The organism is Sinomonas sp. B1-1, assembly GCF_050474465.1.
Classification (GTDB): Bacteria; Actinomycetota; Actinomycetes; order Actinomycetales; family Micrococcaceae; genus Sinomonas; species Sinomonas flava.
In genome coordinates, this window is the sequence record NZ_JBCHVF010000010.1 from 1 (window position 1) to 25,287 (window position 25,287).

Below are 25,287 nucleotides of genomic sequence, written 5' to 3' on the forward strand. Positions count from 1 at the left end.
CCCGGAAGCTAAGACCCACAGCGCCGATGGTACTGCACCCGCGAGGGTGTGGGAGAGTAGGACACCGCCGGACAACACCACCAGGTCGAGCCCCCCAGCACCCGCCGGGGGGCTCCCTGCATTTAAGCCACGCCCCGGGGCAAGCCCCGCCCACAAAGGCGAACCGCTGGAGAAAAAGAGAGGGCCCCGGAGCGCACAATTGGGGGGGTATGCGCTCCGAGGCGGTTCTCTGGTGCCGCCCGCACTCCTAAGCTTCCGAAGGAAACTGAGTGTGCGCTGGCACATAAAAACACTACATGGCAGAACTGCCCTTGGCCAGCATTCGAGCGCCCAGCGCGCCGCAACCTGGGTGCCGCGCCCGCGCCGCCGGTGCGGAGGGCGCCGCCCGTCCTTGTCGGCGTCGTGCGCGGGTGCTCGAATAGGCGCATGGACTCTCCCCGATACCTTCTGGCCATCGGCACGAAGAAGGGCCTGTGGCTCGCCACGAGTCAGGACCGCACAACCTGGACCCTCGGAGCACCGCAGTTCCTCATGCAGGAGATCCCCTCCGTCGGGATCGACACGCGCGGCGGCCGCACCCGGCTCCTGGTCGGCGTCCGTTCAGAGCACTTCGGCCCTACGGTTGCACATTCCGATGACCTCGGAGCGACGTGGACCGAGCCCGAGGCGGGGTCGGTCGTGTTCCCCGAGGACACTGGCGCTGCCGTGGAGCGCATCTGGCAGATCCGCCCGGACAACGAGGACCGGCCTGGGGTCGTCTGGGTGGGCGCCGAGCCGATCTCGGTGTGGAAGTCGACGGACGGCGGCGAGACCTTCGAGCTCAACCGCGCGCTCTGGGAGCACCCCGACAGGAACAAATGGGGTCCGGGGGCCGGCGGCGCGGCCGTCCACACCGTGGTCCCCGATCCCGCTGACGATGACCGGATCCACCTCGCGATCAGCGCCGGAGGGGTGTACCGCAGCACCGACGGCGGAGCGAGCTGGTCGGCGCGGAACCACGGCATCTCCGCGTACTTCCTTCCCGATCCCGAGCCCGAGGTCGGGCAGTGCGTGCACAAGATCGCGAGGGATGCAGACGGCCGCCTCTACGCCCAGAACCACCGGGGCGTATACCGCAGCGACGATGCGGGGGACACCTGGACCTCGATCGCCGACGGCCTCCCGGCGGACTTCGGCTTCGTCATGCTGACGCACCCCCGCCGCAGCGGGACTGCGTGGGTCGTGCCGCTGGTCTCCGACTGGGAGCGCGTGGCGCCCGGGGGCCGCCTCGCAGTCCACCGCACCGACGACGCCGGCTCCACGTGGCGCCGGCTGGACGCAGGCCTGCCCGAGTACGACTGGAACACCGTGCTCCGCGACGCCGCGTGCGTCGACGCCGCCGATCCGGTCGGCGTCTACTTCGGCACCCGCGGCGGCTCGGTCTACGCAAGCGCCGACGAGGGCGAGAGCTTCCGTGAGGTCGTCTCGAGGCTCCCCGATGTGCTGTGCGTGCGGGCGGCCGTGCTCGACGACGGGCAGGGCGCCTGAGCGTGGCGGTCACCGTCGTCGTGCCCTCCGTCCTCGCGGACGTGGCCGGAGGCCGCACCGAGTTCGAGGTTCCGGACGCCGAGGCGACCACCGTGCGCGCGGCCCTCGACGCCGTCGCCGCCCAGTTCCCGGTGCTCGGCCGGAGGCTGCGGGATGAACGGGGGTCGCTGCGCCGGCACGTGAATGTCTACCTCGGCGGGGAGAGCGTCCGTTCCCTCCAGGGCCTGGAGACCCACGTGGCCGCTGGCCAGGAGGTGCTGGTCATCCAGTCGATCGCCGGCGGATGACCAGCTCGGTCCTCGTGCGACGGCAGCGGACGCTCAGGCAGCCTGGTCGCGCACGTGCCACAGGGTGAAGTCCTCGGACTGCACCGCGCGGCGCGCGTGGCTCGCCTCGAGCCTGATCCAGACGAGCCCCACCCCGGGTGCCGTGTCGTAGACCGTTCCCCGCAGGATGGTCTGCCCGCTGCGGGCCTCGATGAGTTCGCCCCGACGGACGTCGGTGAGGCGGCGGATCCGGCTGTGGGTATCGGCGGTCATCGTCTGCCCCTTCTCGAACATGTGCGCTGGTGAGACCAGTGTCCCGGGGACCGGTTTCCATGCTGTTTCCGGCCGGTAATCGGGCCGTAAGCAGATCTCGGCGGCTCCGTTTCACGTTCCCCTCGGCTACGGCGGGGCGTCGAGAAAAGTCACGTACTCAGTGGTAAGGCGAAATTTCGCCTTCCTGTGGCTAGCCTCGAATGCGCAGATGTCATGCGCGTCACACGCGCATGGGCCGAGAATGCAGGAGGGTGTCTGCTCATGGCAGCAAGGTTTGAAGTACGTCGCGGCGGCAAGGGTGCCGGCGCCTATCTGGTCCAGCTCTGCGCCGGCGACGGCAAGGTCGTCGCTGATCTGGGGGGATTCCCGAGCCTCGACGAGGTCAAGAGGGCCATCGCGTTCCTCCGCGAGGGCGCGGCGCAGGGCCACGTCGTCGACCTGACAGGCACTGCGTGACCGGCGCCGGCTGAGGGCCCCGGGTGGGGCCGCCGTCTGGATGGTCCAGGGGCGGAGAGCGCGGGTCCGGACCGATGCAACGTGCATGCAACCTCCGCCCACGGACGACCCGGGGCGACCGCGATACACTTGTGAGCCACGGCACACATGAAGGGGTGGGTGGACGTGCGCACACAGGACCCGGTGGACGCCCCGGAGCGGCCCGTCGTCGCTGACTCATGGCGTCGGTCCCTCGCTGCGCACCCGCGCCGCGAGGACGCGGTCGTCACTGACGTCCTCGACGACGACGAGCTGGCCTCCTACCGGGAGAGCCACGCACTCGCGCGGGTCATGCCCGTGATCGAGGAACTCCTCGTGCAGCCCGCGCGCGACTCCGGCATCCTCGTGGCAGTCGGGGACGCCGACAGCAGGCTCCTGTGGCTCGGGGGCGATGCCTCGGTGCGCCGCCGCGCCGAGGGCATGGCGTTCCTCGAGGGCGCCGACTGGTCCGAGTCCAGCATCGGGACGTCTGCCCCCGGCACGGCGCTGGCCACCGGGGGTGCCGTCCAGATCCGCGGAGCAGAGCACTTCAGCCCCCTCGCGGAGGCCTTCTCGTGCACCGCCGTCCCGATCCACGACCCCCGCACCGGGGACCCGATCGGCGTCGTCGACATCACGGGAGGCGAGCAGGCCGCCGCCGGGCACGCGCTCCCATGGCTCCGCGCCGCCGTCGCCGCGGCCGAGGAGAGGCTGCGCGGCCTCGCCAAGGCGGCACCGCGCACGACGCCGGGCCCCCCGGGCGGGGGGAACCGCGCCGGCGCCGGGCCCTCGGCCGGGCCAGCGGTCCTGTCGGTCACCGGCCGGGACCAGGGGATCCTCCGCGCGGGTGCACATGAGCTGAGCCTGAGCGTGCGCCACTCCGAGATCCTCGTCCTGCTCGCCGACAACCCGCGCGGGCTCACGGCCGAGGAGCTTGCCGAGCGCCTGTACACCCAGGCCGTGCCGCCCGTGACGCTGCGGGCCGAGCTCGTGCGGCTGCGCAAGGCGCTCGACGCCTCGGGAACCGGCGTCCGGCTCCTCTCTCGGCCGTACCGCGTGGAGGGTCTCGAGGTCGACTCGATGCATGCGCTGGCCCTGCTCGAGCGGGGGTCGCACCGCCAGGCCCTCGGGTCCTACGGAGGGCAGCTCCTGCCGCGCTCGGAGGCGCCCGCCATCACCGAACTCCGCGAGGAGCTGTCCGCGACGCTGCGGGAGGCCGTGGTCGGCAGCGCCGCGGTCGACGTCGTGCTGCACTACCTGCGCCTGCCGGAGGCCGCCGATGACCTCGAGGCGTGGCGCACCGCCCTCCGGCTCCTCCCGCCGCGCTCGCCCAAGCGGGCCGCGGTGGTCGCACACCTCGAGCGCCTCGCGGGCTGAGGCGCGACCTGCCGGGGGTTCAAAGTGTCGGTGCCCGGGCGTAGGCTCACGCTCGTCAGCGAGGATCTGCGATGCAAGGAGCGGCTGTGACAGCGACACTGAACCCCTACATCAGCTTCAAGGACACCACCCGGGAGGCCATGACGTTCTACCAGTCGGTGCTGGGCGGTGACCTGGCCATCTCCACCTTCGCCGACCTCCACGCGGCCCAGGATCCCTCCGAGGCGGATCTGGTGATGCACTCCCTGCTGAGCACGCCGAGCGGCTTCACGCTGATGGCCTCGGACACGCCAGCACGCATGGAGTACGCGCCCGGGAACAACTTCTCGATCTCGCTCAGCGGCGACGCTGCGTCCGAGGATGAACTCCGTGGCTACTGGGACCGGCTCTCCGACGGGGCCACCGTCTCGATGCCGCTCGAGAAGGCCATCTGGGGCGACACCTTCGGCATGCTCACGGACCGATTCGGCATCGCGTGGCTCGTGAACATCGCGGGCGACGACACGCCGACCGGTCACTCGTAGCCACCAACGTTCATCATCGCCACCTCCGCGGAAGGATCCATCGTGCCCACGCTCCTCAACCCCTACCTCAGCTTCACGGGAGAAGCCCGCGAGGCCCTCACCTTCTACCAGTCGGTCTTCGGCGGCGACCTCACCATCAGCACGTTCGGGGAGTTCCAGCCCCCCGCGGACGCTGGCGGGAACGCCCCCGGCATGCCGGCGTCGGAGGCGGACAAGGTCATGCACGGCATGCTCGTCACCCCCAACGGACTGGTGCTCATGGGCTCGGACACGCCGGAAGGCATGCCCCACACCGAGGGCAGCAGCGTCTCCCTCTCGCTCTCCGGCGAGGACGAGTCCCAGCTGCGCGGCTACTGGGACAGGCTGGCCGAGGGCGGCAGAGTCACCGTGCCCATGGAGCGGGCGCCCTGGGGCGACGTGTTCGGCATGCTGACGGACAGATACGGCATGGCGTGGCTGATCAACGTGAACTCGGGCCAGCAGGGAGGGGCGGCCCAGGGCTGACGGCCGCCGGCGCGCCGCCCGGCGCGTCGCCCCTGAATCTGCTCCCTGCTGCAGCGGGGCCTGGCACATAGACTCGGCTCACGGGCGGCAGCGGGGCCGCCGGAGCGGAGGATGCGCGCGTGAAGGTCGGGATTGCGAGGGAACGTCTTGCCGGGGAGCAGCGCGTCGCGGCCACGCCCGAATCCGTGCGGCAGCTCGTGGGCCTCGGGCTACAGGTCATCGTCGAGTCGGGTGCGGGGACGGCGGCCGGCCACTCCGACGCCTCCTACACCGAGGCGGGGGCGGAGGTTGCCTCCTCGCTGGACCCGGCTGCCGTCGACGTTGTGGCCCACGTCCGCGCCCTCGCGCCGGGCACGGCCGCGCGGCTCAAGCCCGGTGCCGTGACCGTCGGGCTAGCGTCGCCCTCGACTGACCTTCCCACGGTCCGGGCGCTCGCCGACGCGCGGGTCACCGCGTTCGCACTCGAGCTCGTCCCGCGCATCTCCCGGGCGCAGTCGATGGACGCGCTCACCTCCCAGGCCCTCGTGACCGGCTACCGGTGCGTGCTCGAGGCCGCGATCCGCCTGCCGCGCTTCTTCCCGCTCTACATGACGGCTGCCGGGACCGTCCCGCCGGCGAAGGTCCTCGTCCTGGGCGCCGGGGTCGCCGGCCTGCAGGCCATCGGCACGGCGAAGAGGCTCGGCGCGCGCGTCTCCGCGAACGACATCCGGCCAGCTTCCGCGGACGAGGTCGCCTCCATGGGCGGCACCTTCATTCGGCTCGACGTCGAAGGGGAGGCCGCCGGCGGGTACGCTCGCGAGCTCACCGCCGACAGGGGGGCGCTCCAGCGCGAGCTCCTCGCCCCCCACGTCGCCGACGCCGACGTCCTCATCACGACCGCCGCCGTCCCCGGCCGCCGGGCCCCGCTCCTCGTCACCCGGGACATGGTCGCCCGGATGCGCCCAGGATCCGTCGTCGTGGACATGGCCGCGGAGTCGGGCGGCAACGTCGAGGGCTCCGTTCCCGGCCAGGACCTCCGCGTCCCGACGGCCGACGGCGCCGGGGAAGTCACCGTCGTCGGGCTCAAGGACGCGGCCTCCGCGATGGCCGCCGACGCCTCGCGGCTGTACGCGAAGAACGTCGCGAACTTCATCGCCCTGCTCGTGCCCGGGGCGGACGGCACGGTGGCGCCCGACTTCAGCGACGAGGTGGTCGCCGGCGCGTGCCTGACGCGCGACGGCGAGGTGCGGCACGAGCCCACGGCCGAGGCGCTCGCGGCGCTCGCCTCGGCCGAGGCCCCGCCGGGCGAGATCGACGAGACCGAGGAAGGAGCAGGCTGATGGGCGGCATCGAACTGCTGACGATCACGGTGCTGGCGGTGTTCGTCGGCTTCGAGGTGGTCTCAAAGGTCTCGAGCATCCTGCACACCCCCCTGATGTCGGGGGCGAACGCGATCCACGGGATCATCCTCGTCGGTGCGATCACCGTTGCGGGGCAGGCGACCGACGCGTGGGTGCTCGCGGTGGCGCTGCTCGCCATCGTGCTCGCCACGGCGAACCTCGTGGGCGGGTTCGTCGTGACGGACCGCATGCTTGAGATGTTCCGCGGACGGAAGGCGCCGGCCGTCGGGGAGCCGGGAGCGTTGAGCCAGGAGGCGGGCAGGTGAGCGCCGTTCTGGACCCGACGTGGACGGAGCTGCTGTACCTGGTCGCGGCCGTGTGCTTCATCCTCGCCCTCAAGGGCCTGTCCTCGCCGAAGCATGCGCGGCGCGGCAACCTCGTGGGGGCGTTTGGCGCGCTTGTGGCCCTCGTGACGGTGTTCCTCTCGAGCCGGCTCGGCAACATCCCGTGGATCCTCGCGGCGATCGCGGTGGGCGCGGCCATCGCCGCCCCCGTCGCGCGCCGGGTCCAGATGACCCAGATGCCTCAGCTTGTGGCCCTCTTCAACGGTGTGGGCGGCGGCGCCGCGGCGCTCGTGGCGCTGCTCGAGCTCCCGCACGCAGACGATGCGTGGGTACGCCTCGCGATCGTGTTCACCCTCCTGGTCGGGGCCGTCTCGTTCGCGGGCTCTGCCGTGACGTTCGCGAAGCTCCAGGAGCTCATGACCACCCGGCCGATCGCCTTCCCGGGCCTTCCGACGCTCATGGGCGCCGTGCTCCTCGCCGCCGTCGTCGCCGCGGGCTTCGTGGTCGTGCTGCCGCTGTCCGCCGGGTCCACCGTGGTCGCCGTCGTGCTCCTCGCGCTGGGCCTCGTGGCCGGCGTCCTGCTGGTGCTGCCCGTGGGAGGGGCAGACGTGCCGATCGTCATCTCGCTGCTCAACGCCTTCACGGGCCTGGCGGTGGCGGCGTCGGGCCTCGTCCTCGGCAACGTGCTGCTCGTCGTCGCGGGCACGCTCGTGGGAGCCTCCGGCACGATCCTGACCCGGCTCATGGCCGCGGCGATGGGCCGCAGCGTCTCCCACATCATGTTCGGCGCGTTCCGGGGAGGCTCGACGGCGGGCTCCACCGCCGTCTCCGAGCGTCCGGTGCGCTCGAGCACCGCGGAAGACGTCGCGATCCTGCTCGGGTACGCGCAGAAGGTCATCATCGTGCCCGGGTACGGGCTCGCCGTCGCACAGGGCCAGCACACCGCCGCCGAGCTCGCGCAGGCCCTCGAGGCGCGCGGCACCGACGTGGAGTTCGCGATCCATCCCGTCGCCGGGCGCATGCCGGGGCACATGAACGTCCTCCTCGCCGAGGCGAACGTCCCCTACGAGTCGCTCAAGGAGATGGCGGAGGTCAACGGCGACTTCCGGCAGGCCGACGTCGCGCTCGTGGTGGGCGCGAACGACGTCGTGAACCCTGCCGCGAAGTCCACCCCCGGATCCCCGATCTACGGCATGCCGATCCTCGAGGTCGCGGATGCGAAGCAGGTCGTGTTCCTCAAGCGGTCCATGCGGCCGGGCTTCGCGGGGATCGAGAACGAGCTCCTGTACGAGCCGCAGACCACGCTGCTCTTCGGGGACGCGAAGGATTCGCTCACGAAGGTGCTCACGGCGGTGAAGGCGCTGTGATTGAAGGCACTGTGATTGAAGTCGCTGTGACGGGCACGGGAGGACTGGCATGACGGACAGGACCATCGCGGTGGTCGGCACCGGCCTCATCGGCGCGAGCTGGGCGGCCTACTACCTCGCGCGCGGATTCCGGGTGGTCGCGAGCGATCCCGCTGCGGGCGCCGAGGAGGCGCTGCGCGAGCGGATTGACGGCTTCTGGCCCACGCTCGAGACGCTCGGACTCGACGAGGGCGCGTCCAGGGACCGGCTGGAGTTCGCGCCGTCGATCGCTGACGCGGCCCGCGGAGCGGACTTCGTGCAGGAGAACGGCCCGGAACGCCTCGACATCAAGCGCTCCATCCTCGCCGAGATCGAACAGGGGGTGGGCGAGGACGTGCTGATCGCGACATCGTCCTCCGGACTGCTCGTGTCCGAGGCCCAGAAGGGCATGCGCCACCCCGAGCGGCTCGTGCTCGGGCACCCGTTCAACCCGCCGCACCTCATCCCGCTCGTGGAGGTGCTCGGCGGGGAGCAGACCTCCCCGGAGAACGTCGAGCAGGCCCTGGCCTTCTATGCCGCGATCGGGAAGAAGCCGATCCGGATCAACCGGGAGGTTCCGGGCCACGTGGCGAACCGGCTCCAGGACGCGCTGTGGCGGGAGATGTTCCATCTCGTCCGCACCGGGGTCGCGAGCGTCGCGGACATCGACACCGCGATCTCCTACGGGCCCGGCCTCCGCTGGGCGCTCATGGGGCCCTTCCTCACGATGCACGCGGGCGGCGGCGACGGCGGGATCACCCACTTCCTCGAGCACCTCGGGCCGGCCATGCGGGACTGGGCCAGGGACCTCGGCGAGTACCCCGAGACCGACGAGTACGTCAGCACCATGGCCGAGGGCGTCGAGGACGAGCTCGCGGGACACGACTGGGCCGCGGCGCTCGCGGCACGGGACCGGCTCCTCCTGGGCCTCCTCGCGGCCAAGGCCGAGGCGCCGGAGATCCCCTGACTACCTCGGCCCGGGCCGGATCGGCACGCAGGTCGCGCAGGCCTGCGCTTCCGCCGGATCGGCCAGGGCGTCGCGCTCGAGCTTGAGCCGCGCTGACAATGCGACGGCCATGAGCACGACGGCGGCGACCCCCACCGCCGGCTGCACTCCCCAGCGGATCGCGTCCAGGGGCAAGCCGGCGAACATCTGCACGAGGAGGCTGGCCTGGCTCTGCGTTGTGGCCAGCAGCAGCCCGATCGCGCCGAACAGCGGGCCGCGGAGGTCGCAGAAGGTCGCCTCGGCGCCGATCGGGGCTCTCACGAGGCTGGCGACGAGCAGACCGAGCGCCCCCGAGCCGGCGAGGACGAGCGCTCCGGTCCACGCGGCACCCGGGAGGGCTGCGCCGTCGAACGCGCCGTTGGCGAAGACCAGCGCGGCCGCGGAGAGCACCGCGGCCGCCGAGCCGATGCCCCAGCGGGCCGCCGTCCACGTCGTGACGACCGGCCAGCGGCTGGTCACCGGAACGAGAGCAGCTTGTTGATGAAGCTCGCGTTGGACCCGGTGCCGGAGTCGTGGCCGGGGCAGCGGCGATCCTGGGGGACGTTTGCGAAGACCTGGTCGATGTGCTGGCCGCAGCCAGCCCAGGTCACCTTGCCGCAGGTCGAGCACGTCGCGGGGCTGCACATGGGATTCTCCTTCTTGTCACATCTAAATACCCTGGGGGGTATTTCTAGAATAGCGTCGAGGGGGCCTCCGGGCAAGGGAGGAGCCTTGCGGCCGCACCGGCGCGAGAACCGACACGCGCCGGAGGTGCGCCGATGAGCAGCCCGGATGTGGATACCCTTCGCGTAATTGGGGGGCCCATTCGTTCTCTGGCAGGAGGGGACAGCCAAGGGCCTGAAGCTCCCCCCGGCACGAGTGCCGGGGCATCCAGAGAGGGGGGCCAATGCCGGCCCACAGGAACATGTCCGCCGTCGCGGCGCTGTCCGTCTCCGTACTCCTTGCGCTCACCGGGTGCAACCCGGCGGCGAACTCCGGCGGCTCGGCGGCTCCGAGCAGCTCCGGCGGCTCGGGCGCCTTCAGCAAGGACCAGTCGGGAACGCTCAAGACGAGTGGCTACAACCCCTCCGACGAGGTCGGCAAGGCCCGTTCGGACCTCGCCACCCAGGCGGTGGCGCCCGCCGAGGTGTCCATGGACACGACGAACTTCGACGCCCAGAAGTTCGCGGCGCAGGCGGCCTCCGGCCAGGTCCCCGACCTCATCCAGGTGGACCGCAGCATGGTTCCGACCCTGGCCGACAAGGGCCTGATCCAGCCGCTCGACGCGTGCTTCTCGCTCTGGGGAGTCACCCCCAACGACCAGTACTACCCGGCCGCGGTCAAGAGCGTCACCTACAAGGACAAGGTGTACGCGGTTCCGCAGTTCTTCCAGACGTCCATGCTCATCGCGGACAAGACCGTCATGCAGGCCGCCGGCGTGACCGAGGACCAGCTCGACACCTCCAAGCCGGACCAGATCATCGCGGCGGCCCAGAAGATGTACAAGGCCTCGGGCGGCAAGCCCTCCGTGATCGGGTTCGATCCGGACCTCCCGGGCTCGGCCGACCTCTGGCTGCAGGTCTTCGGGGGCAACGCGATGGACGGTGACGGCAAGCCGACGCTGGACAACGGCGACAACGTCAAGGCACTCACCTGGATGAAGCAGCTCATGGACGCCCAGGGCGGCTACGCGGCCATCAAGTCGTTCAAGGACTCGATGGACGTGTTCGGGAACCAGAACCAGTACGTGAAGCACCAGGTGGGCGCCCAGACGTGGGCCCAGTGGTACATCAACGTCCTGTCCAACACGAAGGGTGACGTCAGCGTCGTCGGCGCACCGATCAAGACGCTCCAAGGCAAGCCGATCGGCTACGCGGGCGGCGCTTCGCTCGCCATCCCGACCGCGGCGAAGAACCCCTCGGCGGCGTGTGCCTGGGCTATCAAGGCCACCTCGCTGGACGCCTGGAAGGCCGCCGGGGACGCCCGAGCCCAGACGGTCCAGAAGAAGAACTCCATCAACACCGGCCTGTTCACGGGCTCGCCCGCCGCGGACAAGGCTGTCCGGGACGCGCACGTCACCCCGTCCGGGAACGCCGACTTCGACCAGCTGATCAAGACCTCCTACTCCACGCTCGACAACACCGCCTCCTTCGGCAGCTCCGCCGCCGGCCAGACCATCAAGGACTCGCTCGCCAACGCCGTGGCCGTGGCGCTGTCCGGGGAGAAGGACCCGACCGCCGCCCTGAAGGACGCACAGGACACCGCGATGCGCGCCTGGCAGCAGACCTCGGCCGGGCAGAACCACTGATCCCTGTGGGCACGCGCATGAGCCGGCGCACCCGGTCGAGGAAGTACAACGTCCGGGAGTCCATCGCGGGGTACCTCTTCATCTCGCCGTGGATCGCCGGACTGCTGATCTTCACCGTGATCTCGATGGGCTGGAGCCTGGTGCTCTCGTTCCAGAACTACGATCTGGCGACGGGAGCCAGCTCGCCGGCCGGATTCGAGAACTACCGTCTGCTGGCCGAGGACCCCAACGTCCTCGGCTCGCTGGGCAACACCTTCGTGTACGCCCTCATGGCGGTACCGCTGGACATCGCCTTCGCGCTCCTGCTCGCCTCGCTGCTGAACGGCGTCAAACGGGGCTCCGGGTTCTTCCGGCTGGTCTACTACCTGCCGAAGATGACCCCGGGCGTGGCGACGGCGGCGGTGTTCCTGCTCCTCCTGAACGGCAACAGCGGCGCGATCAACAACTTCCTCGGGCTGTTCGGGATCGCTGGACCGCAGTGGCTCTCGGACCCCGTCTGGATGAAGCCCTCGATCGTGCTCATGAGCCTGTGGGGCGTGGGCGGCACGACCGTCATCCTGCTCGCGGCCCTGCAGGCGGTTCCGAAGGAGCTCTACGAGGCGGCTGCGACGGACGGTGCGAGCCGGCGGCAGCAGTTCTTCTACATCACCATCCCGATGATCTCGCCGACGCTGTTCTTCCTGGTCATCGTCAACACGATCGCGGCCCTGCAGATCTTCGACCAGGCGTACCTGCTGTTCTACCGCGACGGGAACTCCAGCGTCCCCGACGCGGCCCGCTTCTACGGGGTGTACCTCTACCAGCAGGCGTTCCAGCACTTCAACTTCGGGCCCGCGGCGGCCATGGCATGGCTGCTTTTCGTGATCATCATGGTCATCACCGTGGTCCAGATCAGGGTCGGGAACCGCTTGGTCCACTACGAGGGGGGTGATCGCCCGTGAGCAACGTCAACCCGGGTCTGGAACCGGGCACGACGGCGGGGCCGGCCGCCGCGCCGGCAGGAGCACCGGCGGTGCCGCTTGCGGGAGAGGGGGCGAGCCCGGTCGACAGGGCCGGGCGGCCTTCGAACCCGGCCGACGTCCAATGGGCGGGGGAGCGCCGCAGCCGGCTGGCACGGCGTGTAGGCCAGGGCATCCGGTGGCTGCTGCTCGTCGGCTTCGCCCTGCTGTTCATGTACCCCTTCGCGTGGCTGCTCGCCGCCTCACTCAAGCCGCGCGGGGAGGTGTTCGACAACCGGCTCATCCCGCTGACGCCCACGCCGGAGAACTACGCCGAGGTCTGGAACCAGCTGCCGCTGCTGAGCTGGGTCTTCAACTCGGTGTTCATCGCGCTGGCCTCGGCCACCATCGTGACGCTGACGAGCTCTGCCATCGCCTTCGGCTTCGCGTACTTCCGCTTCCCCGGGCAGAAGATCCTGTTCGGCATCCTCTTGGGCACGATGATGCTCCCGGGGGCCGTCACCCTCATCCCGAACTACCTCATCTGGAAGACCCTCGGCTGGCTCGGGACGACCGTGCCGCTGTGGGGCGGGACGCTGTTCGGCTCCGCGTTCTACATCTTCCTGATGCGGCAGTTCTACCTGTCCCTGCCGCGGGACCTGTTCGAGGCGGCGCGGATCGACGGGTGCTCGTTCTTCGGGCTGTTCCGCAGGATCGCCTTCCCGCTCGCGCTGCCGAGCGCGATCATCGTGTTCATCTTCGAGTTCCAGGCGTCCTGGAACAACTTCGCGGGCCCGCTCATCTACCTCAACTTCGGCGACCCGAAGGGGTACACGGTGCCGCTCGGGGTCGCCTATGCGATGACGATGTACTCGCCGACGGCGGGCGGCCACGGCGACTACCAGTTCGTGATGGTGGCGTCCCTGCTGGTGACGCTGCCGATGATGGTCATCTTCGCCGTGGGCCAGCGCTACTTCATCGAGGGCATCGCCGCGGGCTCGCTCAAGGGGTGAGTGGTCTGGATGGGTGACGTGGGGTGCGTTCCGGGCGCCGGATGGGCTGACGCCCTGGCCTGAGTCGGAAACGATCGTTTCTGAGACGCCCGGGAATGGCCCTGTATCGCCGCGGAAATGTGATCCCTGATTTGTAATGCTTGCCACGTACGCGCCTATGTTCTGCATGCCCCGGTTTCTGATACGTTCCTGGTATGCGTGTTGGGTACGGGAGAGTGTCAACGAGGGACCAGCACGTCGATGCCCAGCGGGATGCCCTTGCCGCGACCGGCTGCGACCAGGTCTTCGTGGACTCGGCCTCCGGAAAGCTCGCCTCCCGTCCCGGGCTGGAGAAGGCGCTGCTGTGCGCGAATCGGGCAGGGGACCAGCTGGTGGTGACGAAGCTGGACCGGCTCGGTCGGTCGTTGGAGAATCTGATCGAGCTCTCGAAGCAGCTGCAGGCCAGGGGCGTCGACCTTGTGGTTCTGGATCAGGGGATCGACACCTCGACTCCGGTGGGGAAGATGTTCTTCCACATCCTCGGGGCGATCGCAGAGTTCGAGCACGCCCTGATGTCCGAAAGGACCCGCGATGGTCTCGCCGCTGCCAGGGCCCGCGGCCGTACCGGCGGCCAGAAGCCCAAACTCGGTCCCCGTCAGGTACGCCTGGCCCGCCAGATGTACGAGGAGACCGGCCCCGACGGCAAGCGGGCCTACACGGTGGAGCAGATCGCGGCCGAGTTCGGCGTGACTCGTCCGACCATCTACCGGCACCTCTCGAAGCAGCCCCGAGTCTGACCGTGAGGAGACACAGCCCATCGAACCCCGCCCAGGGTCGCTGCCGCGGCGACCCACCGGCCAGATCTCGTCAAGCACATGCGATGAGCATCCCAAGTTCCCTGCAGCTTCGCCGCGGTCCTAGCGCATGGTCCTTGACGTCGGGCGCACAGCTTGACCCGGCCGCCCCTGAAGTGCCCTGACCGGCAGCCATCTGGGGCCAGCCTCCTACAGCAGGACCAGACCGCTGTGTCCGCCTCGCCGTGGAGAGCCGGCAATCAGGGGTCGTCCAGTCAGGGCTTCCCAGGAAATGTCGCCGGCCTCATCAATATCCGAGGTCCCGTTGCCCTCAGGGAACACCGCATACAGCTCATAGCTAAGGAGCCGTTCACGAGTTAGCGCGGGTGTGCGCTGACTGAGCTCGAAGACCGCCACCTCCGCTCGGCCGGACTCGACCCATTCCCCAGCCTGCTGGGAGTCGCTGGCCTCTGCTATGGCAATCTGCACACCGGGGTACTGCTGCGTGAAGTGGCGGACGAGCTCCGCCGTGGGGTACGTGATCAACGACGACGGAGCAACACGACGAGCACGAACGGCTCGTCCGCGAGCGAGGCGAGCTCCACGGACGGGGCCGCGGCGAGCAGGTGGTCTGTGGCGACGGCGATGCCCGGTGGGTCGTCGGCGACGACCCGCGCGCGGAGCCCGTGCACTGTGCGCTGGCCTGCGGTGAAGCCGATGTCGAGCGCGTCGGTTGTGAGCAGGTCCATCACCTGGGTGCTGCCGAGGTGGGCCGTGAAGCGCAGCTCGATCCCCGGATGCCGGCGGCGGACGAGCCGGGAGATGTCCGCGACGGCCGGGGCGCCCATGCCTCCGGCGAACCCGATGCGCACGATCCCGTGGTCGTCGCGCTCTGAGTTCCGTGCGGCGCGCACTGCCTGGTCTGTCCGGGCGAGGACATCCTGGGCGAGGGGCAGGAACGCCAGTCCCGCCCGGGTCAGGGCCACGGTGCGGGTGCTCCGCTCCACCAGCTTGACCCGCACGCTGGCCTCGAGCTGGCGGATGTGCTGGCTCACCGCAGGGTGGCTCAGGTGGAGCGACTCGGCGGCCCGGCTGTAGTTGAGCTCATGGGCGACCGCAACGAACGAGGCGAGCCAGCGCAGTTCCATGGTGACAGGCTAGGGGAATGGCAGGCCCGGGCTGGGCGCGCGTCGGGCCGAGCGGGAGGCGATGGGCATCGCACCCCCGGTTCCTGTCCGGGCGGTCCCCTCGCAGCGGGCCTCGGTCAGTACGGGACTGAAGGCAGGCGAACCGTCTCTGCCTGCGGCGCCGGTTCCCTCGCTGGGATGGACGCGCAGGACACCTGCCTGCGCCCGGGCCCCACCCCGCGTTCCCGGCGGGAAACGGCCGGGGGGCGACGGACTGCGGGGTGGGGGGTGGGTGCCGGGTCTCAGTGGCTGAGGTCCTTGCCCTTGGTCTCGGGGACGGAGAGCACGACGACGGCGCTGACGACGAGCAGGGCGACTGAGTAGAGGTTGAAAAGGCCGGCGGAGCCGATCCCCGTGAGCCACTGCTGGAGGTAGGGCGCGGTGCCGCCGAACACTGCAACGCAGATCGAGTAGGGCACGCCGACTCCGACGGTGCGGATCTTGGTCGGGAAGAGCTCGGCGTACACGGCGGGGACGATCGCGGCCGAGCCGGCGATGAAGAACAGCATGACGGACATCGAGACGGTGAGCTGCCAGGGCGAGTCCCTGAGCAGCCAGATCATGGGGTAGTGCATGGCGGCGGCGCCGAGTGCGGAGGCCCACATGATGGGCTTGCGGCCGAACCGGTCTGCTGCCCTGCCCCACAGGGGCAGGACGGCGATGAAGACGACGAGGGCGATGCTGGATGCCCAGAGGGCCTCGCCGCGGTCCATGCCGAGGGTGGTGGAGGCGTAGGTGGGGGCGACGACGCCCCAGATGTAGTAGGAGACGGTGAGGCCGACGGTCAGCCCGATGACCTGGAGTGCCTGCCTGCGGTGGCGCACGATCTGCGGCCACATCGGCTCGTGGCGCTCCTGGACGGTCTCGTGCTCGAATGCGTCGGTCTCCTTGAGGCGGGCGCGCATGATGAGCGCGTACAGGCCGAAGGCGGCACCGATGAGGAACGGGATGCGCCAGCCCCACGCGGCCATGTCCGCCTTGCTCAGGACTCCCGAGAGGACCGCGCCGAGCAGCGTCCCGCCGAGGATGCCGACGGTCCCGGAGGTGTAGATGAGCGTGGACCACAGGCCACGCTTCTCGCGGGGGGCCATCTCGGAGAGGTATGTCTGCGACGAGGGCAGCTCGCCGCCGTGCGCCAGGCCCTGGATGAGGCGGGCCACGAGCAGCAGCAGGGACGCCCAGGCGCCCACGGCGCCGAAGGTCGGGGAGATGCCGATCAGCAGGCTGCCCAGGGCTGCGAGGCCGACCGCGAGCGTCATGGAGGACTTGCGGCCGATCCGGTCGCCGATCCAGCCGAAGATGAAGCCGCCGAACGGGCGGGCCACGAAGCCGACGGCGAAGATCGCCAGCGTGCTCAGGATCGCCGAGGTCGGGTCGGTGTTGCTGAAGAGCTGGGCCGCGAAGTACGGGGCGAAGGTCGCGTAGATGGCCCAGTCGTACCATTCGACGGCGTTGCCGATGCCGGTGCCGATGAGGGTGCGCCGCGTCGACGGGGCGCCTTTCGCGGTGGTCGAGGCGGGGGTGGCGGTGGTCATGGTGTTCTCCGGGGGCGTCGGTGGGGTCGGGGGCGTGGGGTCGGGGACGGGGTTCACAGGCGTGGGGCGAGTTCGGCCGAGCGGGTGAGCGCGAGGTGGGCGTAGAGCGCGGCGCCGTCGGCGAGCACGCTGTCGTCGAAGGTCGCGAACGGGGAGTGGTTGAACGCGGTGGTCGCCGGATCCGTCCCGGGCGGGACGGCGCTGAGGCCGATGAAGCTTCCGGGGACCTCCGCGAGGATGCGCGAGAAGTCCTCCGACCCGCTCAGCGGCTGGGCGAGACGGGCGTGGCGGCCGTCGAACAGTTCCGCGATGGAGCCCTCGGCGAAGTCGGTCTCCGCCAGGTCGGTGACGGTGAGCGGGTATTCGGCCTCGTAGCGGACCTCGGCCTCGAGCCCGTGCGCGTAGGCGATGCCCTCCAGCAGCCGGGGGACGGCCTGCTGCATGCGCGCCCGGTGCGCGTCCGAGAACGTGCGGATCGTCGCGTCGAACTCCGCGGTGTCGGGGATGACGTTGCGCTTGGCGCCGGCCGCGAGCCTGCCCACCGTGATGACGGCCGGGTCGAACATGTCGAACTGGCGCGTGAGCATGGTCTGCAGGGCGAGGACCATCTCCGCGGCGACGGTCACGGGGTCCTTGGCCAGGTGCGGCGCGGACCCGTGGCCTCCGGCGCCGTGGACGGTGACGAAGAGGCCGTCCGAGGCGCTCATCATCACGCCGGGACGCGTCACGAACTGGCCGTGCGGGGCCAGCGACGAGAAGACATGGAGGGCGTAGGCGGCGTCGGCCCGGCGCCCGGCGGCGTCGAGGACGCCCTCGCGGACCATGTGCGCGGCCCCGTCGAAGCCCTCCTCGCCGGGCTGGAACATGAGGACCACGTCGCCGGCGAGGGTGTGCCGGCGGTCGGCCAGGAGGGTCGCGGCGCCCACGAGCATCGCGGTGTGCAGGTCGTGGCCGCAGGCGTGCATCGCGCCGTCGATCCGCGAGGTGTAGTCCACGCCCGAGCGCTCCTGGACGGGGAGGCCGTCCATGTCGGCGCGCAGCAGCACGACGGGCCGCGTCGCCTCGCGGGGGAGCGCCCCTCCGCGGAGGACCGCGGTGACGGAGGTCGTCTCGGTGCCGGTCGTGACCTCGAAGCCGAGGCCGTCGAGCGCGGCGAGGACCCTCTCCTGGGTGCGGGGCAGGTCGAGGCCGATCTCCGGCTCGCGGTGGAGGTCGTGCCGGAGGGCGGCGATCTCGCCCTGGAGGTCGCGGGCATCCTGGAGAAGCGTCACGGCTGCCTTCCTATGGGGTGGCTATTGTCTGCTGGTCGCCTTCAAGTGTCAGGCAGCGGTGGCCTCTGAGCGTAAACTCGTCATTATCATGCAAACGGATGCCGGTATTGGTAGTGATCATGCATCGAGTGGTCTGGAACACGTCCTCACGGAGGCCGACCTCGAGCTCATCAATGCCCTCCAGATCGCGCCCCGCGCGACGTGGCAGGACGCCGGCCGCATCCTCGGCGTGCGGCCGGCGACGCTCGCCGTGCGGTGGGAGCGGATCCGGCGCAGCGGCGTCGCGTGGATCACCGGGTACAGCATCGGCGACCCCACCGCCATGAACCTCGCGTTCGTCGACGTGGACTGCGAGCCGGGCCGCGTGGGCGAGGTCGCCGACGCCCTCTGCGAGATCCCCGAAGTGCAGTCCGTCGAGCTTCCGGCCGGACACCACGACCTCCTGCTGACCGTGTTCACGCCCACCGTGACCGACTACGCCCGCACTACCGGCCCGGCGATCCTCCGGGTGCCGGGGGTCGAACGCACCCAGACCTCCCTGGGCAGCCGCCTGCACCTCGCGGGGCACTCGTGGCGCCTGTCTGCCCTCGACCCGGCCAAGGCAGCGGCGTTCGCCGCGCTTCCCGCCCCCCGGCCCGCCCCCGGACCGCTCCCCGAAGCGTGCCAGGACCTGCTGCCGCTGCTCATGCGGGACGGGCGGGCCACAGCTGCGCAGATGGCCAAGATCCTCGACCGGAACGCCTCGACCGTCCAGCGCCAGCTCGCACGCGTGCTCGGCTCGGGCCTGATGTCCTTCAGGTGCGACGTCGCCCACGGCCTGGTCGGCTTCCCCGTCACCTGCACGTGGTACGCCAAAGTCCCGCCCGGAAAGCACGCCGCCGCCGCGGTGGCGGTCCGCTCGCTCCGCTCGGTCCGGCTGGCCGCCTCGGTCACCGGACAGGCCAACTTCATCGTCACGATGTGGCTCCGGTCAGTCGCGGAGGTCATGAACGCCGAACTGGCACTGCAGGAGAAGATTCCAGGCATCGAGCTCATCGAGAGCCTCGTGATGCTCCGTATCGCCAAGCGGATGGGCGTACTGCTCGACGCGGACGGGCGCTCGCTCCACCGCTCCGTCGTTGCGGGCGGAGTCCTGCCCAGCGATCTCGACGACAGCAGCCTGCCAGCCGGTTGACGCCCTCGGACTTCGAGGGACTCAACCGCCCGGGAGGGAGGCCGTGGCCCGGATGAGCAGCGATTGAGAGGATGCCCAGCCGCCGCCGAACCATCGGCGAGTGACGTCGGAGCGGACCCGTGGCGGCTTCGCCCCGGCCAGGGCCCGTGGCCGCATCGGGGGGCCAGAAGCCCCAGCTCGGGCACCTTCGGTTCAGCGGCGCTTCCCAAATCGGTGAACTGCAAGCCTGCACGAGCAGCCTCGGCTTCTGGCGTGTTACGTACCGCCCCCGCTTCTCACGTACCCACCAACCCGGACGGGTTATGGAGAAGCCATCAGCTACTCAAGTCTGGAAGCAAACCCGAGAGGTGCTCGGGAGATTGCTGCGCGCATCAGCAATCGGGTGATTGTTGATAGGCCCCTACTGAATGGGCAGGCGAGACGGTTCCATGAGGCCCGGAGAGCCGCTTAAAGGTCTGCGCCGAAGAGAGCAGGAGTGAGAGTTATCTGGCAGAAGGTTGGCGTGGGGCGGAGCTGATTCCCCCTCGGTCGGCAGCTCGCCGCCGCAGCTCCAAGGCCAGGCTTGCGTGCCCCCAATGAAATGTGTGCTTCCACTGGGCGGTCACCCCGTCCGGCTTGGGGGGCGCCGGGACGGGGCGCCGCATGCCGGCTTCCCATCCCGAAGGCGGCAGGCCAGCACCATTTCAAGGTAGGGAAGTGCGCCCCCATGCGTTAGAGGATTTCTGCCCTTGCCGAGGGTTGCGGGCGAAGAGCTGCGAGACTGCGGGGGTTCGCGCTTCTACTGTGGCCGCCGCTCTTGCGGCGTCGGCGACCCCGAACCATGTGGGCGACACTGGCCCCAGCCGAAGCCTGGCCGGCCGAGCGGCAGAGCCCAAGCTCGAGTCTCGGCAGGTGTGTCTATCTGCGAGGTGTGCGACAGACCGGCTCGGTGGGAGGCGGCACCGTAGCAGGAGATCGCGCCGAGTTCGGACCACCCCTCTGACGAATCGCTGGCACCCCCAAATGACTCAGCGCATCCCATCGGGTGGCCAGGGCCGGTCTTGAGCACGGGCCGACTGCTCTTTCCGCAGGCCGCAGGCCGCTGGGAACTGGGGTCGGCTCCGGCCCGGCGACGAGGGGGAGCACAACATCCGCAAGTCCCGGAGAAGGGTCACTTCTGGAGATCGATAGGTTTTTACGGTCATAGAGACCGTCGATTTGTATTGGACGCGAACGTTCAGTTGGGCTGGAATTGATTGAGGAGATGTGAAGCACGTCTCAATCGAATCCGCTCCCTGCGCATCCAGTCCAAGGCGCGCCCGAAACCCAGGGGCCAAGAATGACCAACAAATCGGAAGCATTGAAGTCTGCTGAATCAGGTGTTCGGCCGCGGCTTGCCATGACGCCGCTGCGGGCATGGGCGATCACGGTGCTGCTGGCCGTCTTCCTGTTCATCAATTACGCCGACAAGTCCCTCCTGGGCCTTGGCGGTTCCCAGATCATCAAGGATCTGGGCATCACGGCTGAGCAGTACGGCATCATCCAGAGCGCGTTCTACTGGATCTTCGCCATCGGCGCCATCGTCTTGGGGGCGCTCTCGGGCCCTGTGAACCTGCGCTGGTACCTCCCGGTCCTCATGCTCGTGTGGGTGGCCACGATGGTCCCGCTCATGGGGACCATCGGGTTCACCGGGCTGCTCGTGTGCCGTCTCATCCTCGGGTTCGCGGAAGGCCCTGCCTATGCGCTGGCCAATCACTCCGCGCAGTCGATGTTCCCGCCCGAGAAGCGCGCCCTCGCCTCGGGCGTGGTCACGGCGGGATCATCGCTCGGCCCGCTCGTCATGGCCCCCATCCTCACCTGGATCATCGTCCAGTGGTCGTGGCACACGGCCTTCGGCGTCCTCGCCGTCGGCGGCATCGCCTGGGCCCTGGCGTGGCTGGCGTTCGGTGGCTCGTCCAAGGCCCGCAAGGCAACGGCCACCAGCGGGCCCGAGGCCGGAGCGGAGGCCGAGGACAAGCGCGCCAAGGCCGCCAGCGCCGAGCCTGTCCACGTTCCCTACTGGGTGCTCCTTGGCACATCCACTGTGATCGGCATCGCACTGCTGAACTTCTTCAGCTACTGGTCCACGAGCCTGAAGGTCGCGTGGCTCCCCGTCTACCTCAAGGACGGGCTCGGATACGGCACGATCGCTGTCGGCCAGCTCGTGGCCGTGCCCTTCGCCACTGCGGCGGCCTTCTCGATCGGGGCCGGCTTCGTCTCCAACTGGCTCTACAAGCGGGGATTCTCCCGCCGCGTATCCCGCGGCTACCTCGCCGGCGGCCTCGTGGCCGGCTCGGGTGTGGCCATGTGGGCCTTCACCGTGATCCCGGCGGGTCCGTCCCAGATGGTGCTGGTGACCCTGGCCTTCTCCCTCAACACGGCATCGATCGGCGTGGGCTTCACGGCCCTCGGCGACCTCATCCACAGCAGGAAGCGCGGCGGCATCATGGGCGGCATCGTCGCCTTCTCATCCCTGGCGGGGGAGAGCCCCTCGTGGCAGGACTCGCCTCCCTCGGCGCCCAGCACATCCACCTGGCAGAGAGCGAGCACGTGGGCAGGCTCGTGGGAGCCGCCGAGCTCGAGGCGCTGGCCGTGGCGGCCGCAGCCCTCGAGCCGGCCGCGATCCTCGTGCCGCACTCGGTGCTCGGCCGCGAGGTGGCCGGCCGCCTCGCGGCCCGCCTGGGCGCCGGCCTCGCGATCGACGCCGTCGACGTGCGCGGGGAGGACCGCCGCACCGTTGCGACGCACTCCGTCTTCGGCGGCGCGTACACGGTCGAGTCCACGGTCGAGGGCGGCCTCCCCGTCATCACCCTCCGTCAGGGGTCTGTGGAGGACCGCGCCCCCGCAGTGGACGCCCCCACAGTGACCCGGGAAGCCATCCCGGCCGACCCCGGCCGCTTCGGCACCATCACCGCCATCCGGGAGCCCTCCGCGGCCTCCTCGCGGCCCCCCCTCCGCGGCGCCGAGAAGGTCGTCTCCGGCGGGCGCGGACTGGGCTCGAAGGAAGAATTCGTGCTCGTCGAGCAGCTGGCCGACGCCCTCGGGGCGGCACTGGGCGCGTCTCGTGCGGCAGTCGACGCCGGCTACGTGGACCAGTCAGCCCAGGTCGGCCAGACCGGCGTCACCGTCTCCCCGAAGCTCTACGTCGCGCTCGGGATCTCCGGCGCCATCCAGCACCGCGCCGGCATGCAGACCGCCAAGACCATCGTGGCGATCAACAAGGACCCCGACGCCCCGATCTTCGAGGTTGCGGACTTCGGCGTGGTCGGCGACGTCTTCACCGTCGTCCCGCAGCTGATGGAGTCACTCAAGGAAGTCGCCCGGTAGCAGCCATGACCACCCTGACGAAGCTGATCCCACCCGGCAAGAGGAAGATGGCCGTGCGGTCGGGACTGGCCCTGGCCGCCGTGCTCCTCCTCGCGCTGCTCTCCCTCGTGGCCCGCTCCATCCTCCCCACGGCGCCCGTGCAGGCTTTCCTCGCCGCCTACCCGGGGCACACCCCGCTGCCCGCCTCGGCCCCCGTGGGGCTCCCCGCATGGCTGGGATGGCAGCACTTCCTCAACGCGTTCTTCCTCCTGCTGATCATCCGTTCCGGCTGGCTCGTGCGGACGACCGCGCGGCCCAAGGCGTACTGGACCCGCAACAACAAGGGACTGCTGCGCACCAAGAACGCGCCGAAGAAGATCAGCCTGGACCTCTGGCTGCACCTGAGCCTGGACGCCCTGTGGGTGGTGAACGGCGCCGTGTTCGTCGTCCTGCTCTTCACCACGGGCCAGTGGATGCGGATCGTCCCGACGAGCTGGGACGTCGTCCCCAACGCAGCATCCGCGCTGCTGCAGTACGCCTCCTTCTCCTGGCCCCTCGAGAACGGCTGGGTGAACTACAACAGCCTCCAGGTACTCGCCTACTGCGCGACCGTGTTCGTGGCGGCGCCGCTGGCACTGATCACCGGTCTGCGCATGTCGCCGGCCTGGCCCCGGAACGCGGCAGCGCTGAACAGGGCCTACCCCATCGAGGCGGCCCGCGCGGTGCACCTGCCGGTCATGGCCTACTTCGTGGCGTTCATCATCGTCCACGTGGGCCTCGTGCTCACCACAGGCGCCCTTGCGAACCTCAACCACATGTACGGCTCACGCAACGACGACAGCTGGGTGGGCTTCTGGGTGTTCGTCGCGTCGGTGGCGGTCATGGCCCTCGCCTGGCTCGCAGCGCGGCCGCTCTTCCTGCGGCCCATCGCCGCACTCATGGGAAAGGTCAGCCGATGACCGTCCCCGCTCACCGAAGGGAAGCACAGATGGACCACCGCGACCAGGCACCGCTCGTCGTCCAGGAGCGCGGACGGGTGCTCGTCCTGACGCTCAACCGGCCGCTGGCCAAGAATGCCGTCTCACTGCAACTGGCCGAGAAGCTCGCGGACGCACTGGAGGCGTTCGACGCCAACCCGGCTCTGAGCGTCTGCGTCATCACCGGCGCGGGCGGCACGTTCTGCGCCGGGATGGACCTCAAAAGGTTCGCCCGCGGAGAGGTCCCCGTGGTGGCGGACCGAGGCTTCGCCGGCATCGTCAAGCAGCCCCCGCTCAAGCCGATCATCGCCGCCGTGGAGGGCTACGCCCTAGGCGGAGGATTCGAGATCGCACTGTCGTGCGACCTGATCGTGGCAGCGGAGAACGCGGCGTTCGGGCTACCCGAGGTGAAGCGCGGACTGACCGCGAACGGCGGAGGGCTGCTGCGGATCCAGCACCGCGTTCCCTACCACTTCGCCATGGAGCTCGTCCTCACCGGACGCATGCTGCCCGCGGCCGAAGCCGCCGAGCTGCATCTCGTCAACCGCGTTGCCCCCGAGGGGGAAGCACTCGGCATTGCCCTGGGCCTCGCGGACCAGATCGCCGGGAATGCCCCGCTCGCGCTGACTGCGTCCAAGCAGGTCCTCGTCAACTCCGTCGACTGGCCAGTCGGGGAGAAGTTCTCGCGCCAGCACGAGTACGTCGGGCCGATCCGCAACTCGAACGACGCCGCCGAGGGTGCACGGGCCTTCATCGAAAAGCGCGAGCCTGTGTGGTCCGGAACCTAGCCCGATCCGGGATGCGCCCTCAGCGCCGCGCGGCGGTCCCAGGCCTGGAACGCGGCCGCCGCGCGCTCGATCAGCGGAGCGTGGGCGGCGGAGGGCGCCGTCACGGCATCGACCCAGTGGTCCAGCGAGGACTTCGCGGCGTCCAGGAAGGCGGCCGTGGCAGGGGTCAGCCTTCCCTGCCGGTGCACCGCATAGATCTTGGTGGTGGGCATGGGGTCGAGTTCGCGGACCACACCTCCCCTCTGCCAGAATCCGACAGCCACGCGCAGCGGGACGATGCCCACCGCGCAGCCCGAGAGGACGAGCGGGACGACGGCCTCCCGCTGCCGGATCTCGACCGCGATCCGGGGCTCGACCCCGTGCTCGCGGAGCAGCTGCTCCACGTACTCGCGGGTTCCCGTTCCCTGCTGCGCGAGGACGAAGTGCTCGTCCCGCAGGGACCGCACGGGCACGGGATCTGGCCAGCGGGCCTCGCTGCCCGGGGGAGCGATCAGTACGTACCTCTGCTCCACGAGCTCGTCACTTTCCAGGTCTCCGAGCGCCGGGGCCGAGACGAAGCCCAGCTCGCACGCGCCCGTGCGCACCATCTCCGTGACCGCGGCCAGGTTGTCGCCCTGTTCGACCCTGCACCGGACCTCCGGATGGTCCATGAGGAAGCTCGCGATCCAGGTGGACACCGGATCGACGGCAAGGTCCGAGAGCGTCGCGATGTCAATTGAGCCCGCCCGCACCGCCGCGATGTCCGTCATGGCGCGCTCGGCACTGGTGACCTCGCGGAGGATCGACCGGGCCGGCCCCACCAGGCCCTCACCGGCAGGGGCGAGGACGAGTCCGCGGCCCACCCGCTGGAACAGCTCGGTGCCGAGGTCGCGCTCCAGCGCGCGCATCGTCTGGGACAGCGAAGACTGGGCGATGTGGAGAGCCTCGGCCGCGCGGTGGACACCGCCATGGTCGACGATCGCCAGGAAATAGCGCAGCTGCCGGAGGTTCATTCCAGTCATTGTGGCATCCATGTGCATGG

26 protein-coding genes, 1 rRNA gene and 2 pseudogenes are annotated in these 25,287 nt (G+C 70.0%); 21 read left to right on the plus strand and 8 right to left on the minus strand.

Going from position 1 to position 25,287, the window contains the following annotated elements:
* The 3 genes from rrf to ACQ5BE_RS13765 all read left to right on the plus strand — a co-directional run.
* Positions 1-73, plus strand: a 5S ribosomal RNA gene (rrf, locus tag ACQ5BE_RS13755); the annotation flags it as partial.
* A 353-nt stretch (positions 74-426) separates the two neighbouring features.
* Entirely contained in the window at positions 427-1,527 is a 1,101-nt protein-coding gene (locus ACQ5BE_RS13760; protein ID WP_430297531.1) for a WD40/YVTN/BNR-like repeat-containing protein, read from the plus strand.
* A 2-nt stretch (positions 1,528-1,529) separates the two neighbouring features.
* Entirely contained in the window at positions 1,530-1,814 is a 285-nt protein-coding gene (locus ACQ5BE_RS13765) for a MoaD/ThiS family protein (protein WP_430297532.1), read from the plus strand.
* 33 nt (positions 1,815-1,847) lie between these two features.
* On the opposite strand, the gene ACQ5BE_RS13770 is transcribed toward ACQ5BE_RS13765, so the two are convergent.
* Positions 1,848-2,066, minus strand: coding sequence for a hypothetical protein (locus ACQ5BE_RS13770; protein WP_430297533.1), 219 nt, complete (start codon positions 2,064-2,066; stop codon positions 1,848-1,850).
* A gap of 261 nt (positions 2,067-2,327) precedes the next feature.
* Here ACQ5BE_RS13770 and ACQ5BE_RS13775 point away from each other — a divergent pair, with 261 nt between their 5' ends.
* The 8 genes from ACQ5BE_RS13775 to ACQ5BE_RS13810 all read left to right on the plus strand — a co-directional run bounded on the left by ACQ5BE_RS13775 (position 2,328) and on the right by ACQ5BE_RS13810 (position 8,960).
* Positions 2,328-2,522 (plus strand): hypothetical protein, encoded by a 195-nt coding sequence (locus ACQ5BE_RS13775; RefSeq protein WP_413249309.1) that lies wholly within the window; start codon positions 2,328-2,330, stop codon positions 2,520-2,522.
* Positions 2,523-2,681: 159 nt separating this feature from the next.
* Positions 2,682-3,917 (plus strand): transcriptional regulator, encoded by a 1,236-nt coding sequence (locus ACQ5BE_RS13780; protein ID WP_430297534.1) that lies wholly within the window; start codon positions 2,682-2,684, stop codon positions 3,915-3,917.
* A gap of 86 nt (positions 3,918-4,003) precedes the next feature.
* Positions 4,004-4,441 carry a VOC family protein gene (locus ACQ5BE_RS13785; protein ID WP_413249307.1) on the plus strand — a complete coding sequence of 146 codons (438 nt, stop codon included), beginning with the start codon at positions 4,004-4,006 and terminating at the stop codon, positions 4,439-4,441.
* Between the two features lie 42 nt (positions 4,442-4,483).
* Positions 4,484-4,945 carry a VOC family protein gene (locus ACQ5BE_RS13790; protein WP_430297535.1) on the plus strand — a complete coding sequence of 154 codons (462 nt, stop codon included), beginning with the start codon at positions 4,484-4,486 and terminating at the stop codon, positions 4,943-4,945.
* 119 nt (positions 4,946-5,064) lie between these two features.
* Positions 5,065-6,264 carry a Re/Si-specific NAD(P)(+) transhydrogenase subunit alpha gene (locus ACQ5BE_RS13795; RefSeq protein ID WP_208710949.1) on the plus strand — a complete coding sequence of 400 codons (1,200 nt, stop codon included), beginning with the start codon at positions 5,065-5,067 and terminating at the stop codon, positions 6,262-6,264.
* A complete protein-coding gene (locus tag ACQ5BE_RS13800) occupies positions 6,264-6,590 on the plus strand; it encodes an NAD(P) transhydrogenase subunit alpha (protein WP_430297536.1) in 327 nt (108 codons plus the stop codon). The genes ACQ5BE_RS13795 and ACQ5BE_RS13800 overlap by 1 nt, the downstream gene beginning before the upstream one ends.
* Entirely contained in the window at positions 6,587-7,975 is a 1,389-nt protein-coding gene (locus ACQ5BE_RS13805) for an NAD(P)(+) transhydrogenase (Re/Si-specific) subunit beta (RefSeq protein ID WP_430297538.1), read from the plus strand. Before ACQ5BE_RS13800 ends, ACQ5BE_RS13805 begins: the two co-directional genes overlap by 4 nt.
* Positions 7,976-8,024: 49 nt before the next feature.
* Positions 8,025-8,960 carry a 3-hydroxyacyl-CoA dehydrogenase NAD-binding domain-containing protein gene (locus tag ACQ5BE_RS13810; protein ID WP_430297539.1) on the plus strand — a complete coding sequence of 312 codons (936 nt, stop codon included), beginning with the start codon at positions 8,025-8,027 and terminating at the stop codon, positions 8,958-8,960.
* Here ACQ5BE_RS13810 and ACQ5BE_RS13815 read toward each other — a convergent pair whose 3' ends face one another.
* Positions 8,961-9,458 (minus strand): hypothetical protein, encoded by a 498-nt coding sequence (locus ACQ5BE_RS13815; protein WP_430297540.1) that lies wholly within the window; start codon positions 9,456-9,458, stop codon positions 8,961-8,963. It lies immediately after the preceding gene.
* On the minus strand, positions 9,455-9,625 hold the full coding sequence (locus ACQ5BE_RS13820) for a hypothetical protein (RefSeq protein WP_208710945.1): 171 nt from the start codon (positions 9,623-9,625) through the stop codon (positions 9,455-9,457). Before ACQ5BE_RS13820 ends, ACQ5BE_RS13815 begins: the two co-directional genes overlap by 4 nt.
* A gap of 260 nt (positions 9,626-9,885) precedes the next feature.
* On the opposite strand from ACQ5BE_RS13820, the gene ACQ5BE_RS13825 reads away from it, so the two are divergent.
* The 4 genes from ACQ5BE_RS13825 (at position 9,886) to ACQ5BE_RS13840 (ending at position 14,013) form a co-directional block, all read left to right on the plus strand.
* Positions 9,886-11,286: a sugar ABC transporter substrate-binding protein gene (locus ACQ5BE_RS13825; RefSeq protein ID WP_430297541.1), complete on the plus strand. Its 1,401-nt coding sequence runs from the start codon at positions 9,886-9,888 to the stop codon at positions 11,284-11,286.
* A 17-nt stretch (positions 11,287-11,303) separates the two neighbouring features.
* Complete coding sequence (locus ACQ5BE_RS13830; RefSeq protein ID WP_430297542.1) at positions 11,304-12,227, plus strand: carbohydrate ABC transporter permease; 924 nt, start codon at positions 11,304-11,306, stop codon at positions 12,225-12,227.
* Positions 12,224-13,237, plus strand: a complete 1,014-nt coding sequence (locus ACQ5BE_RS13835; protein WP_430297543.1) for a carbohydrate ABC transporter permease — start codon at positions 12,224-12,226, stop codon at positions 13,235-13,237. The genes ACQ5BE_RS13830 and ACQ5BE_RS13835 overlap by 4 nt, the downstream gene beginning before the upstream one ends.
* Before the next feature lie 194 nt (positions 13,238-13,431).
* A complete protein-coding gene (locus tag ACQ5BE_RS13840; protein WP_344300834.1) occupies positions 13,432-14,013 on the plus strand; it encodes a recombinase family protein in 582 nt (193 codons plus the stop codon).
* Between the two features lie 207 nt (positions 14,014-14,220).
* On the opposite strand, the gene ACQ5BE_RS13845 is transcribed toward ACQ5BE_RS13840, so the two are convergent.
* From ACQ5BE_RS13845 to ACQ5BE_RS13860, 4 genes are all read right to left on the minus strand, one after another.
* Positions 14,221-14,556, minus strand: a complete 336-nt coding sequence (locus ACQ5BE_RS13845) for a LysR family transcriptional regulator substrate-binding protein (protein WP_430297544.1) — start codon at positions 14,554-14,556, stop codon at positions 14,221-14,223.
* Complete coding sequence (locus tag ACQ5BE_RS13850; RefSeq protein ID WP_430297545.1) at positions 14,553-15,158, minus strand: LysR family transcriptional regulator; 606 nt, start codon at positions 15,156-15,158, stop codon at positions 14,553-14,555. Before ACQ5BE_RS13850 ends, ACQ5BE_RS13845 begins: the two co-directional genes overlap by 4 nt.
* A 281-nt stretch (positions 15,159-15,439) precedes the next feature.
* On the minus strand, positions 15,440-16,732 hold the full coding sequence (locus ACQ5BE_RS13855) for an MFS transporter (RefSeq protein WP_430297546.1): 1,293 nt from the start codon (positions 16,730-16,732) through the stop codon (positions 15,440-15,442).
* A 53-nt stretch (positions 16,733-16,785) separates the two neighbouring features.
* Complete coding sequence (locus ACQ5BE_RS13860; RefSeq protein WP_430297547.1) at positions 16,786-18,003, minus strand: M20 metallopeptidase family protein; 1,218 nt, start codon at positions 18,001-18,003, stop codon at positions 16,786-16,788.
* An 88-nt stretch (positions 18,004-18,091) separates the two neighbouring features.
* Here ACQ5BE_RS13860 and ACQ5BE_RS13865 point away from each other — a divergent pair, with 88 nt between their 5' ends.
* The 6 genes and pseudogenes from ACQ5BE_RS13865 to ACQ5BE_RS13890 all read left to right on the plus strand — a co-directional run bounded on the left by ACQ5BE_RS13865 (position 18,092) and on the right by ACQ5BE_RS13890 (position 24,266).
* The gene (locus ACQ5BE_RS13865) at positions 18,092-19,177 is read left to right on the plus strand and encodes an Lrp/AsnC family transcriptional regulator (protein ID WP_430297548.1); all 1,086 of its coding nucleotides are present in this window, start codon (positions 18,092-18,094) and stop codon (positions 19,175-19,177) included.
* A gap of 1,378 nt (positions 19,178-20,555) precedes the next feature.
* Positions 20,556-21,617, plus strand: a pseudogene (locus ACQ5BE_RS13870) (MFS transporter); the annotation flags it as partial.
* Positions 21,618-21,688: 71 nt separating this feature from the next.
* Positions 21,689-21,979 (plus strand): annotated as a pseudogene (locus tag ACQ5BE_RS13875) (electron transfer flavoprotein subunit alpha/FixB family protein); the annotation flags it as partial.
* Between the two features lie 63 nt (positions 21,980-22,042).
* Positions 22,043-22,522 (plus strand): electron transfer flavoprotein subunit alpha/FixB family protein, encoded by a 480-nt coding sequence (locus ACQ5BE_RS13880; protein ID WP_430297697.1) that lies wholly within the window; start codon positions 22,043-22,045, stop codon positions 22,520-22,522.
* 47 nt (positions 22,523-22,569) lie between these two features.
* Entirely contained in the window at positions 22,570-23,460 is an 891-nt protein-coding gene (locus ACQ5BE_RS13885) for a cytochrome b/b6 domain-containing protein (protein WP_430297698.1), read from the plus strand.
* Between the two features lie 29 nt (positions 23,461-23,489).
* Positions 23,490-24,266, plus strand: a complete 777-nt coding sequence (locus tag ACQ5BE_RS13890; protein WP_430297549.1) for a crotonase/enoyl-CoA hydratase family protein — start codon at positions 23,490-23,492, stop codon at positions 24,264-24,266.
* Here ACQ5BE_RS13890 and ACQ5BE_RS13895 read toward each other — a convergent pair.
* Positions 24,263-25,267: a LysR family transcriptional regulator gene (locus ACQ5BE_RS13895; protein ID WP_430297550.1), complete on the minus strand. Its 1,005-nt coding sequence runs from the start codon at positions 25,265-25,267 to the stop codon at positions 24,263-24,265. The genes ACQ5BE_RS13890 and ACQ5BE_RS13895 overlap by 4 nt on opposite strands.
* Between the last annotated feature and the right edge of the window lie 20 nt (positions 25,268-25,287).